The organism is Halomonas campaniensis (assembly GCF_014193375.1).
In the GTDB taxonomy this organism is placed as follows: domain Bacteria; phylum Pseudomonadota; class Gammaproteobacteria; order Pseudomonadales; family Halomonadaceae; genus Halomonas; species Halomonas campaniensis.
The window spans coordinates 61,258-73,707 of sequence record NZ_JACHZF010000003.1; the positions used below are offsets into that span (position 1 = coordinate 61,258).

16 protein-coding genes are annotated in these 12,450 nt (G+C 72.4%); 11 read left to right on the plus strand and 5 right to left on the minus strand.

The features are described from left to right. The first annotated feature begins 135 nt into the window (after positions 1-135). The gene (locus BDK63_RS02215; protein ID WP_221202477.1) at positions 136-501 is read left to right on the plus strand and encodes a hypothetical protein; all 366 of its coding nucleotides are present in this window, start codon (positions 136-138) and stop codon (positions 499-501) included. 70 nt (positions 502-571) lie between these two features. Here the strand turns inward: BDK63_RS02215 and gloA are convergent, their stop codons facing one another. Further along, positions 572-1,105 (minus strand): lactoylglutathione lyase, encoded by a 534-nt coding sequence (gene gloA / locus BDK63_RS02220; RefSeq protein WP_183329694.1) that lies wholly within the window; start codon positions 1,103-1,105, stop codon positions 572-574. A 217-nt stretch (positions 1,106-1,322) separates the two neighbouring features. Between gloA and BDK63_RS02225 the strand changes: the two genes are divergently transcribed. Then, positions 1,323-1,667 (plus strand): hypothetical protein, encoded by a 345-nt coding sequence (locus BDK63_RS02225; RefSeq protein WP_183329695.1) that lies wholly within the window; start codon positions 1,323-1,325, stop codon positions 1,665-1,667. Positions 1,668-1,727: 60 nt separating this feature from the next. After that, entirely contained in the window at positions 1,728-2,222 is a 495-nt protein-coding gene (locus BDK63_RS02230; RefSeq protein WP_425485924.1) for a C40 family peptidase, read from the plus strand. Between the two features lie 6 nt (positions 2,223-2,228). On the opposite strand, the gene BDK63_RS02235 is transcribed toward BDK63_RS02230, so the two are convergent. From BDK63_RS02235 to BDK63_RS02245, 3 genes are read right to left on the minus strand one after another with little or no spacing between them, the layout of a single operon-like run. Then, the gene (locus BDK63_RS02235) at positions 2,229-3,611 is read right to left on the minus strand and encodes a sensor histidine kinase (protein WP_183329697.1); all 1,383 of its coding nucleotides are present in this window, start codon (positions 3,609-3,611) and stop codon (positions 2,229-2,231) included. Next, a complete protein-coding gene (locus tag BDK63_RS02240; protein ID WP_183329698.1) occupies positions 3,608-4,279 on the minus strand; it encodes a response regulator transcription factor in 672 nt (223 codons plus the stop codon). The genes BDK63_RS02235 and BDK63_RS02240 overlap by 4 nt, the downstream gene beginning before the upstream one ends. Further along, positions 4,276-4,638, minus strand: coding sequence for a PepSY domain-containing protein (locus tag BDK63_RS02245; RefSeq protein WP_183329699.1), 363 nt, complete (start codon positions 4,636-4,638; stop codon positions 4,276-4,278). The genes BDK63_RS02240 and BDK63_RS02245 overlap by 4 nt, the downstream gene beginning before the upstream one ends. A 124-nt stretch (positions 4,639-4,762) precedes the next feature. On the opposite strand from BDK63_RS02245, the gene BDK63_RS02250 reads away from it, so the two are divergent. The 8 genes from BDK63_RS02250 (at position 4,763) to BDK63_RS02285 (ending at position 11,777) form a co-directional block, all read left to right on the plus strand. Continuing rightward, entirely contained in the window at positions 4,763-5,233 is a 471-nt protein-coding gene (locus BDK63_RS02250; protein ID WP_183329700.1) for a PepSY domain-containing protein, read from the plus strand. A 154-nt stretch (positions 5,234-5,387) separates the two neighbouring features. Further along, complete coding sequence (locus tag BDK63_RS02255; protein ID WP_183329701.1) at positions 5,388-6,050, plus strand: thermostable hemolysin; 663 nt, start codon at positions 5,388-5,390, stop codon at positions 6,048-6,050. Beyond that, a complete protein-coding gene (locus BDK63_RS02260) occupies positions 6,034-7,509 on the plus strand; it encodes an AMP-binding protein (RefSeq protein ID WP_183329702.1) in 1,476 nt (491 codons plus the stop codon). Before BDK63_RS02255 ends, BDK63_RS02260 begins: the two co-directional genes overlap by 17 nt. Beyond that, positions 7,506-8,198 (plus strand): iron-containing redox enzyme family protein, encoded by a 693-nt coding sequence (locus tag BDK63_RS02265; RefSeq protein WP_183329703.1) that lies wholly within the window; start codon positions 7,506-7,508, stop codon positions 8,196-8,198. The genes BDK63_RS02260 and BDK63_RS02265 overlap by 4 nt, the downstream gene beginning before the upstream one ends. After that, positions 8,185-9,027 carry an SDR family oxidoreductase gene (locus tag BDK63_RS02270; RefSeq protein ID WP_183329704.1) on the plus strand — a complete coding sequence of 281 codons (843 nt, stop codon included), beginning with the start codon at positions 8,185-8,187 and terminating at the stop codon, positions 9,025-9,027. Before BDK63_RS02265 ends, BDK63_RS02270 begins: the two co-directional genes overlap by 14 nt. Continuing rightward, complete coding sequence (locus BDK63_RS02275) at positions 9,024-9,707, plus strand: tetratricopeptide repeat protein (protein WP_183329705.1); 684 nt, start codon at positions 9,024-9,026, stop codon at positions 9,705-9,707. The genes BDK63_RS02270 and BDK63_RS02275 overlap by 4 nt, the downstream gene beginning before the upstream one ends. 7 nt (positions 9,708-9,714) lie before the next feature. After that, positions 9,715-10,395 (plus strand): response regulator, encoded by a 681-nt coding sequence (locus BDK63_RS02280; RefSeq protein WP_183329706.1) that lies wholly within the window; start codon positions 9,715-9,717, stop codon positions 10,393-10,395. After that, positions 10,392-11,777, plus strand: coding sequence for an ATP-binding protein (locus BDK63_RS02285; RefSeq protein WP_183329707.1), 1,386 nt, complete (start codon positions 10,392-10,394; stop codon positions 11,775-11,777). The genes BDK63_RS02280 and BDK63_RS02285 overlap by 4 nt, the downstream gene beginning before the upstream one ends. Before the next feature lie 71 nt (positions 11,778-11,848). Here BDK63_RS02285 and BDK63_RS02290 read toward each other — a convergent pair whose 3' ends face one another. Then, positions 11,849-12,367 (minus strand): cytochrome b, encoded by a 519-nt coding sequence (locus BDK63_RS02290; protein WP_183329708.1) that lies wholly within the window; start codon positions 12,365-12,367, stop codon positions 11,849-11,851. Between the last annotated feature and the right edge of the window lie 83 nt (positions 12,368-12,450).

Sequence of the window (12,450 nt, forward strand, 5' to 3'; positions counted from 1 at the left end):
ACCCATTCATCGCAAAAGGAAAACCTCGTATCACCAAAAAACTATAAAGTAATTAAAGCTAATCAAGTGGCTGTCCATTTTTCCAGGCGCCGACCGGGGTCCAATATGCTTTTCCGAAACATGATTATTGCCATTATGCTGTCCCTGCTGACTCCGCTATCCGATTGGGCGGTAGCCCAATCACCCCGCCAGCAGTCGATCGCCACCACCACCGCCGTGGACGCGGGACGCTGGCAGGCCATCCACCTGAGACACCTTCCCGAGGGCGCCTCCCTGCAGATCCAGCTGGAAACCGACGGACATCTTCGCCTCTTCCTTGTGGAGGAGGCCGAGTTCGACCGGCTGCCGAATGCCGCCAGACCGCTGCTGGCCAGCGAAACCCGAGGCCATGTCGACCTGACGCTGAGGATTCCCGAGAGCAGCGACTACTATCTGGTGCTGGACAACCGTCAGGGCAGTGAAAGGCGCCAGGTGTCGGTAGGGATCACGGGATCTCGATAGTGAAGCAGCCGCCGCGCCCGGAGAGGGAACGGCGGCTCATCGCAGGGAACAAGGGAAACGGTCAGGGCCGTCAGTCGCCCAGCGCGGCCAGGCGGTCGGCCTGGACCACCTCGATCCAGTAGCCGTCGACGTCCTTGACGAACACCACGTTCTTCATCTTGCCCTGGTCGGCGCGCTTGACGAACTCCACGCCGTTGGCGTCGAACCAGGCCTCGGCGGCCTCCAGGTCCGGCACGCTGAAGCAGATGTGGCCGAAGCCCTGGGGCTCGGCATTGCCGTCGTGGTAGGCGAAGTCGGCCTGGTTCTCGGTGCCCCAGTTGTGGGTCAGCTCCAGCAGCCCCTTCTGGCTGAAGGTCCAGACGGTGCGTTCGCCCTCCTCGTCGGGCACCGCCTCGCCCTCCTCCAGCTTCGCCAGGAAGTAGAGCGAGAAGCGCATCTCCTCGAAGTCGAGCCGGCGCAGCACCCGCATGCCGAACACCCGGGAATAGAAGGCCAGCGCCTTCTCGGGGTCCTTCACCCGCAGCATGGTGTGGTTGAGCCGGAAGCCCTCCGAATCCGCGGTGGGGGTCTGTACGCCGGGGTGCTGCTCGCCCTGAAAGCTCATGCCATTCTCCTGTGAACGTTGACGGGTCCTGTGATCATGGGGATGGCGACGACACTTTTCCACCCGCCCTCCGCCATACAATTCATGTATAACTTTTTGCCACCTCATGCCCAGGCAGGGCCACTTCACCGGGATATTCGCCGATAAATGGCTTGCAGGCCGAACCACACCTTCTACACTTCCTGTACAAGACCGACAACACACCCGGAGGCCCCCGATGAGCGCCCATGCCTACGAACTGCACGACCATATCACCTTCAAGCAGCTGGCCGACGCTGTCGCCAAGGGCTTCTCGCCCATCGTCGAGGTGGAATCCATGGACGGCATCTACACGGTTCGCCTGCACCATGGCACCGGCGTCTCGGAGCTGTCGGATACCGAGGGCCGGACCCGCACCTTCCTGGGGACCGGCGAGATCCGCGACCTGCTGGGCGGCATCGGGCTGACCCATGGCGTGCTGACCTGGTCGGACCAGTGCGGCGACGAGATGATCGGCGTGCCGGGCCACGCCATGACGCCCGACGAGATGCTCACCCACGGCACCCGCATCGCCTTTCGCTGAGCGTTCGCGGCGTCTAATGTAGGGGCAGGACCGCCACTCGTGGACTCGACGATGCCCGTGATGCCGCCCACCGCCGCCCGCTCCTCGCTGCGCCTGCTCGGCCTGGCGCTGTTCCTGCTGCTCGTCACCGGCTGCGCCAGCCGCGACCTGGCCACCCGGGACTTGGCTCCCGGGGAGGGGCTGACCATCGAGCGGGCGCTGATCCTCTCGGCCGCCGAACGCTCCCTGGGCACCCCCTACCGCTTCGGCGGCAACACGCCCGACGCTCTGGACTGCTCGGGGCTGGTGTCGCTGGCCTACCGCACCGCCGGCATCCCGGTGCCGCGCACCGCCGACGACCAGTTCCGCGCGCTGCCGTCCGTGGACCGGGCCCGCCCCGGCGACCTGCTGTTCTTCGATACCGCCGGACGCGGCAAGGCCAGCCATGTGGGCATCTACCGCGGCGACGGCCAGATGATCCACGCCCCGGGGCGCGGCCGCCGGGTGGAAACGGCGCCGGTGGAGATCGCCTACTGGCAGGAGCGCTTCCTCGGCGCGGCCGCCGCGGCCCCCTGAGCCGGCCTACCCGTCCTGCCGGTCCGGCGGGCCGGCCTCGGTCAGCGGCCGCGTCGGCAGCCAGACCCGCACCGCCAGCCCCCCCAGCCGCGAGCGGCCCAGGCTCAGGCTCCCCCCGTGGAGGGCGACCAGGTCGGCGACGATGGCCAGGCCCAGGCCGCTGCCGGAGCGCACCTCATCGAGCCGCGCCCCCCGGGCCATGGCCTGCTGGCGCTGCGCCTCGCTCATGCCGGGGCCGTCATCCTCGACCTCCAGCCAGCTGCCCCCCGCCTCGCTGTGGCCGGCGAGGATGACCCGGCTGTCGGCCCAGCGCAGGGCGTTCTCGAGCAGGTTACCGACCAGCTCCTGGAGGTCCTGGGGGTCCATGCGCACCGTCATCGCCTCCGGCAGCGCGTGGCTCAGGCGGATGCCGCGCCGCTCGGCCAGCCGGCCCAGCCCCGCCAGTACCGGCGCCAGCACCTCGAGGCAGCGGCTCGGCCGATGCAGCCCGGCATCGCCCGCGGCGGAGGCCCTGGCCAGGTGGTGGCGCACGGCCTCGTCGAGGCGCTTGAGCTCGGCCTGCATGCGCTGGCGCTGCGGCTCCTCGAGACCATCCGCCTGGGTATAGAGGACGCTCACCGGGGTCTTGAGGGCGTGGGCCAGGTTGCCCGCGGCGTGGCGGGCCCGTTCCATCAGGCGCCGGTCCCGCGCCAGCACGGCGTTGATGGCGCCGGCCAGCCGCGACAGCTCGGCGGGCAGCCGGGTGTCCAGCCGCTCGGCCTCGCCGTTCTCGACGTCGCGCAGGTCGGCCTGCAGCCGGCGCAGCGGCGCCAGGGCCCAGCGTACCTGAATCGCCAGCGCGCCCAGCAGCAGCAGGGCCAGCCCCAGCAGGGAGAGCGCCAGCAGGCGGGTGAAGCCGGCAAGCTCCGCATCCAGCGCCTCCCGGCTGAGCGCCACGCCGACGTGCAGCGGGCCCTCGAGGGGGGCGAGGCGGATATCGCGCTCGATCAGGCGCAGCGGCACGCCCCTCGGCCCCGTGACGTCACGCACCTCGGGGCCGGAGGCGCCCTGCACCGGCAGCCGCTGGTCCCACAGCGAGCGCGATACCAGCACCCGCTCGCCGCCGTCGCTGACCTGCCAGTACCAGCCGGAGAAGACCCGGTCGAAGCGCGGATCCCCCAGCGAGCGCTCGTGCAGCAGCCGCTGCTCGACCTCGTCATAGCGCACCTCGACGATGACCACGTTGAGGAGGGCCTCGAGGCGCTCGTCGAAGGCGGCGGTGGTGGAGACGCGGAAGTGGTGGGCGAGGCCGAGGCCCGCCAGGGGCAGGGAGATCAGGATCACCAGCAGGGCCGCCACCAGCAGGCGGGTGGCCAGGGAGGCCCGCGCCAGCGAGGGCAGGCGACTCATCCGGTCTCCTCGCCGCCCGTCAGCCGGTAGCCCTGGCCGCGCAGGGTCTCGATGTGCGCCGCACCCAGCTTGCGGCGCAGCCGGCTGACCTGGACATCGATGACGTTGGAGTCGGGCTCGTGGTCGCGATCGTAGACGTGCTCGGCCAGCTCGCTGCGGCTGACCACCCGCGGGGCGGCATGGGCCAGGTAGGCGAGCAGCCGCGCCTCCTGGGCGGTCAGGCTCACCGGGCAGCCGGCGCGGGTCACGCTGCCGGTGTGGGTATCGAAGGCCAGCTCGCCGATGCGCAGCACCGGGTGGGCATGGCCGTGGCTGCGCCGCACCAGGGCGCGCAGCCGGAACAGCACCTCGGCGGTCTCGAAGGGCTTGGTGACGTAGTCGTCGGCGCCCGCCGAGAAGCCCGCCGCCTTGTCGGCCCAGCGGGTGCGGGCGGTGAGCACCAGCACCGGCAGCTCGACGCCATCCTCGCGCCACTGGCCCAGCCAGCGCGTGCCGTCGCCGTCGGGCAGCCCCAGGTCGAGGATCACGGCATCATAGGTCTCGGTGCGCACCAGGAAGTCGGCCTCGCCGCCGCTGGCCGCCCTCTCCACCAGCACCCCGCCGCCGCCCAGCGCCTCGCCCAGCGCCTCGGCCAGGGCACGATCATCCTCCACCAGCAGCACCTTCATGGGCGGCGCCTCATGTCGTCGATGCCCACCCCTTCGATGCCGATCAGCTCGCCGCTGGCGGCATCGAACGCGAACTCCACCCGCTGGCCCCGGGGGCCGAGCATCTCCACCTCGTAGACCAGCCGGCTATCCTCCCTCTCCAGCTCCACCTCCAGCACCTGTCCCGCGTAGCGGGCCTCCAGCCAGTCGAGGACCGTGGCCATGGGCACCAGCTCGCCGCGACTCACGCGTTCATGGAGCTCCTGCCAGTCGTCATCGCCCGCCGCGAGGGGCGGCAGGCCAGCGAGGGCGAGCAGCAACAACAGGGCGACGGCAAGGCCCGGGCGGAGAGAGGCGGGAAAGGGGAGCGAGAGGTTCATGGGGGCAGCTTGCCAGCCATCACATGAATGCAGCATGAACGACGCGGTCAGCTTCCGGCAAGGTCGCGGGTGATACAAGGGGGCTGTACCGACCGCGGTACCCGATCACAGAGGAGTGCTACCCATGACCATCAAGATGCTGATTGCCGGTTCCCTCACCGCCCTGGCGCTGGGCGCCACCGCCGCCCACGCCGATGACGCCCTGCCGGCGGGCAGCCTCGACGCCGTGCTCGAACGAGGCGCCGCCTATGGCTTCACCCACTACCTGGAGATCGAGGCCAAGGAGCGCGGCCAGGTGGAGCTCGAGGGCTGGCTCGACGACGAGTGGCAGGCCGAGGTGCGGCTCTCCCTGGAGAGCGGCGAACTCCACAAGGAGGAGCGCAAGCGCAGGGACGACGGCCCCTGGGGCATGAGCGAGGCCGAGGTACGCCTGGCCATGGAGGTCGCCGTGGCCGAGGGCATGGCCGAGTTCGAGGAGATCGAGTTCAAGCGCGACGACCTGATCAAGGTCGAGGGACGCGACGAGGACGGCCGCGAACTCGAGGTGACCACCCGCCGGGGCGAGGAGGAAACGCTGAAGGTCGAGCGCGACTGACCGACCGCCGACCACCTGAGAAAGGCAGAGGCCCGGGGCGCCACCAGCGCCCCGGGTCGCTTTCATCCGTACGCTCGGAAGCCCCTCGAATCGCTTAAGCCTTCGTTAAGCTGCCGGGGCCAGGGTATCGGTGTCACGTCATGGAGACGACCCGATGCCTGAACCGAAATGCCTGCCCTGCCTGCCGGCCACGGCCACCCCCTCGCCGCTGCACTGGCAGGAGGCCCGGCACTGGACCCGGCGGCGCCGCCTGGAACACCTGATCCGCCGCCGCTTCGCCGAGGAGCATGGCGCCACCGTCACCCAGCTGCTGCCACGCCTCTTCGGCCTGTGGCAGGGCGACTGGCCCCTGGCCGCGGTGGGGGTGCGCTCGGCGGCGAGTGGCCCGCTGTTCCAGGAGCGCTATCTGGACGTCGCCGCCGAGCGCCTGCTGGCCGAGCGCTTCGCCCGCCCCGTGGCCCGCCACCAGGTCGCCGAGATCGGCAACCTGGCCAGCCGCCGCCCCGGCCTGCAGCGCCCGCTCTTCCTGCACCTGGTGGACCAGCTCGGCCGCGAGGGCATCGGCTGGCTGCTGTTTACCGCCACCCCCGAGGTGGCCAACGGCATCCGTCGGCTGGGCCTCACCCTCGAGCCGGTGATGGTCGCCGACCCGGCACGCCTCGGCGCCGAGCGGGCCTGCTGGGGGCGCTACTACGAGCGCCGCCCCTGGGTGATGGCCGGCGACCTGCGCCGCGCCCATCGGGAGCTTGGCGCGCGCGGGTTGCTGCCCGCGCCCCGCCCCCCTGCGGCGGAGGTGGGCCATGCGCACCTCGCCTGAGGCCTTCCTCGCCCGGCTGGCCCGCCACGCCGAGGAGCGACCGGCCGGCATCGCGCTGGAGGACGTCCACCGCCGGGTCACCTTCGCCGAGCTGCCGGGCGAGATCGAGGCGCGCCGGCGCCGCCTGCATGATTGCGGCGCCCGGCGGGTCGCCCTGGCCCTGGACAACGGCGTCGACTGGGCGCTGTGGGACCTGTCGCTGCTTCAGGACCAGCGGGTGGCGGTGCCGGTGCCCGCCTTCTTCAGCGACGCCCAGCGCCGCCACCTGGTGGACGCCGCCGGGCTGGACGCCTGGATCGGCCCCGGCGGCGAGGCCCTTGGCTTCGCCGCCACGCGAGACCCGGCCATCGCCACCCGCCGCGTCGCCTCGCCGCCGGCCCTGCACCCCGGCACCACCCGCATCACCTTCACCTCCGGCACCAGCGGCAGCCCCAGGGGGGTCTGTCTGGATGCCGCCGCCCCGCTGGCCGTGGCCACGAGCATCGCCGAGGCGGTGGCGGGGCTTGGCATCGAGCGCCACCTGGCGATGCTGCCGCTGGCCACCCTGCTGGAGAACATCGGCGGCCTTTACGTGCCGCTGTGGCTGGGGGCCACCGCCTGCCTGCCCGGGGTCGCCGAGCTGGGGTGGCAGGGAGCGAGCGGCTTCGACCCGAACCGGGCGCTGGCCACCCTCGACGCCTGCCGGCCCCACAGCCTGATCCTGGTGCCCCAGCTGCTCCAGGCGCTGGTGGCGGCGCGCCCCAGGGCCCCCGAGTGCCTGCGCTTCGTGGCGGTGGGCGGGGCCCGGGTCGCCGACACCCTGCTGGCGCGTGCCCGGCGCGGCGGCTGGCCCGTCTTCGAGGGCTATGGCCTCTCGGAGTGCGCCTCGGTGGTGTGCCTCAACCGCCCCGGCGAGCCCACCCGCGGCGTCGGCCGGCCGCTGCCCCATGCCGAGGTGCGCCTGGCCGACGACGGCGAGGTGCAGGTCCGTGGGGCCAGCATGCTCGGCTATCTCGGTGAGCCCACGCCCGCCTCGGCCTGGCACGCCACCGGTGACCTGGGGCGCTGGGACGGCGACGCCCTGGTGCTGGAGGGCCGTCGTCGCGAGGTCTTCATCACCGCCTATGGCCGCAACGTCGACCCCCAGTGGGTGGAGGGCGAGCTCTGCGCCCGCCCCGCCATCGCCCAGGCCCTGGTCCACGGCGAAGCGCTGCCCGCCAACCGCGCGCTGCTGGTGCCCGCCTCGCCCGAGGTCGACGACGCCGCCCTGGCCGCCGCGGTGGCCGAGGCCAACGCCGGCCTGCCCGACTACGCCCGCGTCCACGAATGGCGGCGCTGCGCCCCCTTCACCCCCGATAACCACCAGCTGACGGCCAACGGCCGTCTGCGCCGCGACGCCATCCACGCCGCCCATGGCGACTGGCTGTGCGCCGCCCCGTCCTGCCACCTGCTCGACACCCACGAAGGAGTGACCCCATGACCCCCTACCAGCAACTGCAGCACGCCACCCGCGAAGAACGCGACTGGCTGCTTGCCACCCCGCTGCTGACCCGCGCCCTGGAAGGCCGCGTCAGCCGCGACGAGTACCTCGCCTTCCTCGGCCAGGCCTACCACCACGTGCGCTTCACGGTGCCGCTGATGATGGCCTGCGGCGCCCGCCTGCCGGAACGGCTGGGGTGGCTGCGCAGCGCCCTGGTGGAGTACATCGAGGAGGAGCACGGCCACGAGCAATGGATCCTCGACGACATCCGCGCTGCCGGCGGCGACGCTGCGGCGGCCGCCGCTCGGCCGGCGGACACTGCCACCCGGCTGATGGTGGCCGCCGTTCGCGATACGATCGAGCACGGCAATCCGGTGGGCTTCTTCGGCATGGTCCAGGTGCTGGAGGGCACCAGCACGGCGCTGGCCACCCAGGCCGCCGAACGGCTGCAGGTGAGCCTCGGCCTGCCCGACGATGCGGTGCGCTACCTGACCTCCCACGGCAGCCTGGATATCGGCCACCTGGCCTTCTTCGAGGGGCTGGTGAACCACCTGGAGGCGCAGGACCTGGACGCGGTGATCGATACCGCACGACTGGTCTACCGCCTCTACGGCGCCATGTTCCGCGGCGTCGAGGCACGCTGTGCCGGCGGCAGCGCCGCCCGGGAGCTCTCCGATGCGCTGGCCTGATCGCCTCGCCCGACGCCCGCGGCTGCCGGAAGGCGGCTGGCCCGCCCAGCGCGTGCTGATCACCGGGGCCAGCGGCGGCATCGGCCAGGCGCTGGTGGACGAGCTGGCCGCCGCCGGGGCGCAGCTGCTGATCACCGGCCGCCGGGAAGAGGCCCTGGCGGCCACGGCGGCCCGCCACCCCGACCGGGTCACCGCGCTGCCCGCCGACCTGACCCGTGCCGAGGCGCGCGCCCGGCTGGTGGCCGCCGCGGACCGGGCGGGCATCACCATGCTGGTCAACGCCGCCGGGGTGAACCGGGTGGCACTCTTCACCGAGGGCTCCGATGACGAACTCGAGCGCCTCATCACCCTCAACCTCACCGCCACCCTGCAGCTCACCCGCGCCCTGCTCCCCCGGCTGATGGCGGCGCGCCAGGGCTGGGTGATCACCCTGGGCTCCACCTTCGGCACCCTGGGCTACCCCGGCCAGGTCGGCTACTGCGCCACCAAGTTCGCCCTGCGCGGCTTCAGCCAGGCCCTGCGCCGTGAGCTCGCCGACACCCGGGTGCGGGTGTTGCATGTCTCGCCCCGAGCCACCCGCACCGCCATGAACGCCCCCGAGGTGGAGGCCATGAACGCAGCCCTGGGCAACGCCATGGACAGCCCGGTGCGGGTCGCCCAGGCGGTGCGCCACGCCGTGGAACACGGCCGCCAGGAAGCCCAGCTGGGCCGACCGGAGCGGCTCTTCGTGCGCCTCAACGCCCTGCTGCCGGGGGTGGTGGACCGCGCCCTGGCGCGCCAGCTTCCCGTCATCCGCCGCTTTATCGACACTCCGGAGACCACGCCATGACCGCTCGACGACTCTCTCGCCTCCCCCTCCTGCGCCTTGCCGCCACGCTGCTGGTCGCCGGCCTCGGCGGCCTGTTCGCCATCGCCGCCCTGGCCGCGGGCGACGGAACCGCCACGGACCCGGCGGTGGTCCGGCTCCAGGAACGCTGGGCCGAGATCCGCTACCGGCTGCCCGACGACCAGCAGGCCAAGGCCCTGGCCGAGCTGGGAGACGAGGCCGAACGCCAGCTGGCCGACCACCCCGACTCCGCCGAGCGGCTGATCTGGGCCGGCATCGTGCGCTCCAGCCAGGCCGGCGCCGAGGGCGGGCTGGGGGCCCTGGGCCTGGTCAAGCAGGCCCGCCGCCACCTGGAGGCCGCCCTGGCGCAGGACCCGCTGGCGCTGGAGGGCTCCGCCTATACCAGCCTCGGGGCGCTCTACTACCAGGTACCGGGCTGGCCGCTCGGCTTCGGCGACGACGACAAGGCCGAGTGGCACCTCAGGCGGGCGCTGGCCATCAACCCCGAGGGGCTCGACAGCCTCTACTTCTGGGGCGACTATCTGCACCAGCAGGGTCGCGATGACGAGGCGCGCCAGGCCCTGGAGCGGGCCCTGCAGGCGCCGCCCCGACCCGGCCGCGAGCTCGCCGATGCCGGCCGCCGGGAGGAAGTCCGCCACCTGCTGTCACGACTGGAGAAATGACGACCCGATGCGCATCCTGCTGGTCGAGGATGACCCGAGCCTGGCCTCGGGCATCCGCCTGGCCCTCAAGCCCGAGCACTACACCGTGGACCATCTCGCCGACGGCGCCATGGCGCTGGCCGCCCTGCAGGGCGGCGAGCCCTTCGACGCGGTGATCCTCGACCTGGGCCTGCCCGGGCTCGACGGCATGCGGGTGCTGGAGGGCGCGCGGCGCGGCGGCAGCCGGGTGCCGGTGCTGGTGCTGACCGCCCGGGACGCCGTGGACGACCGCATCGCCGGGCTGGATGCCGGCGCCGACGACTACCTGGTCAAGCCCTTCGAGGTGGCCGAGCTCAAGGCGCGCCTGCGCGCCCTGCTGCGTCGCAGCCGGGGCCAGGCGAGCCCGCTGCTGGAGTGCCGCGGCATTCGCCTCGACCCCGCCAGCCGGGAGGTGTGCTACCGCGGCGAGGCGGTCCCGCTGTCGCGCCGCGAGTTCACCCTGCTCCAGGAGTTCATGGGCCACCCGGGGCGGGTCTTCACCCGCGACACCCTGACCCGGCTGGTCTACGGCTGGGAGGAGGACGTGGAGAGCAACGCCATCGAGGTACATGTCCACCACCTGCGTCGCAAGCTGTTCCCGGGGCTGATCCGCACGGTACGCGGCATCGGGTACGTGCTGGACCGCGCCCCCCGGGAGGCCGAGGCGTGACCTCCATCCGCCGACGCACCCTGGGGCTGGTGCTGCTGGTGTTCGGGGCCAGCATGCTGGCCATCGGCCTGGTCAGCTACCGCTATGCCGCCCACGAGATCGAGGAGCTCTACGACGCCAGCCTGGCCCAGAACGCCCGCCTGCTGGAGGGGCTGATCCAGGCGCCGCTGCCGGAGGAGCAGCGCGAGGCGCTGCTCGCCAGCCTGGAGAGCGCCCTGGCGCGCGCCGACCAGTCGGACAAGGACCTGCCCGGCCACCGCTACGAGAGCAAGCTGGCCTTCCAGCTGTGGGAGGGGGAGCGGCTGCTGCTGCGCTCGGCCAGCGCCCCGACGGCCCCCTTCACCGGCGCGCCACCCGGCTATGCCAGCAGCCGGGTGGCGGACCACGACTGGCGGGTCTATGTGCTGGACGTGGCCGAGTCGTCGCGGCGCATCATGGTCGCCGAACGCGACGACGTGCGCGGCGAGCTGACCCGCGCCGTGGCCCTGCGCACCCTGCTGCCGGACCTGGTCGGCCTGCCGCTGCTGGCGCTGCTGCTGTGGTGGGCCACCGGCCGGGGGCTGCGCCCGCTGTCGCGGCTGGCGGCGGCGATCCGCCAGCGCGACCCCCACAACCTGCAGCCCCTGGTGATGCATCCCCTGCCTCGGGAGCTGGACACCATCGTCGGCGCCCTCAACCGGCTGCTGGAGCGGATCCGCCGGCTGCGGGTGCGCGAGAAGCGCTTCATCGCCGATGCCGCCCACGAGTTGCGTACCCCATTGGCGGTGCTCGACCTCCACGCCCAGAACGCCCTGGCCGCCGAGGATCCCGACGACCGTCGCGAGGCGCTGGAGGAGCTGCGCAGCGGCGTGGCACGGGCCACCCGGCTGGTCACCCAGCTGCTGACCCTGGCGCGCCTGGAGCCCGAAGAGGAGGAGCAGGAGGCGGGCGCCCGGGTCGACGGCGACCTGCTGGCCGAGGTGCGCGAAGCGCTGGCCGAGCTCTCGCCGCTGGCGGTGGAGCGCGGCCAGACGCTGGAGCTCGCCGCCGAGGAGGGAGGCGACTGGCGGCTGGCGGCCGAGCCGGGCGCCATCGCCACCCTGGTGCAGAACCTGGTCGGCAACGCCCTGCGCTACACCCCGGACGGGGGCCGGGTGAAGGTGACCCTGGCGACCGACGACGCCCGGCTGATACTGAGCGTGGACGACCAGGGCCCGGGGATTCCCGCCGCGCAGCGCGAGCGCGTCACCGAGCGCTTCCATCGCGCGGGCGCCTGGGCCGGCGCCGGCCTGGGGCTCTCCATCGTCGAGCGCCTGCTGGCCCGCCATGGCGGCAACCTCGCCCTGGCGGAGGCTCCCGGCGGCGGCCTGCGCGCGGTGGCGACGCTCCAAAGGCGGCCCTAGCCAGGCCAGAAAAAGCGAGGCGGGCCGCCGGTGATACCGGGGGCCCGTCTCGCTCAAGGGACGGCAAGGGCTTACGCCATGCGCCTCAGGGTGTTGTCGTGCAGCCAGAACTGGTGGGCCAGGCTGGCCAGCACGTGCACGCCGATCAGCAGCCACAGCAGGTTGGCCAGCACCTCGTGGGTCTCCTCGGCGGCCTCCTCCAGCCACTCGATCTCCGCCCCCGGGGCGAACAGTGGCAGCCCGAAGAACTCCACGCCGTGCCCGCTGCCCAGGGCGGCGAGCAGGCCGCTCACGGGAATCAGCAGCATCGCCGCGTAGAGCGCCAGGTGGCCCAGCCGGGCCGCCCACTTCCAGTGTGCATGGGACTCGAGCCTGCCGTGGTTAACCCCGCGCCACAGCAGCCGGAACACCAGCAGCCCCAGCAGCAGCAGCCCGACGCTCTTGTGCAACGTCATCGCCTCCCGCTCGCTCATCCCGACGAGCTCCGCCAGCCACTCCGTGCCGAGCATCAGGATCAGCAGCGTGGCCATGCCCCAGTGAACCGCCCGTGAGACGGCGCCGTAACGTTGTGCGGAATCCAGCCAGTTCATGTCGTCATCCTCCTCGTTCGATGGACGACGACAGTCTTACGCCAGCGCGGCTGTCAGGAACCTTAACGCCCCGTTCATGGGGC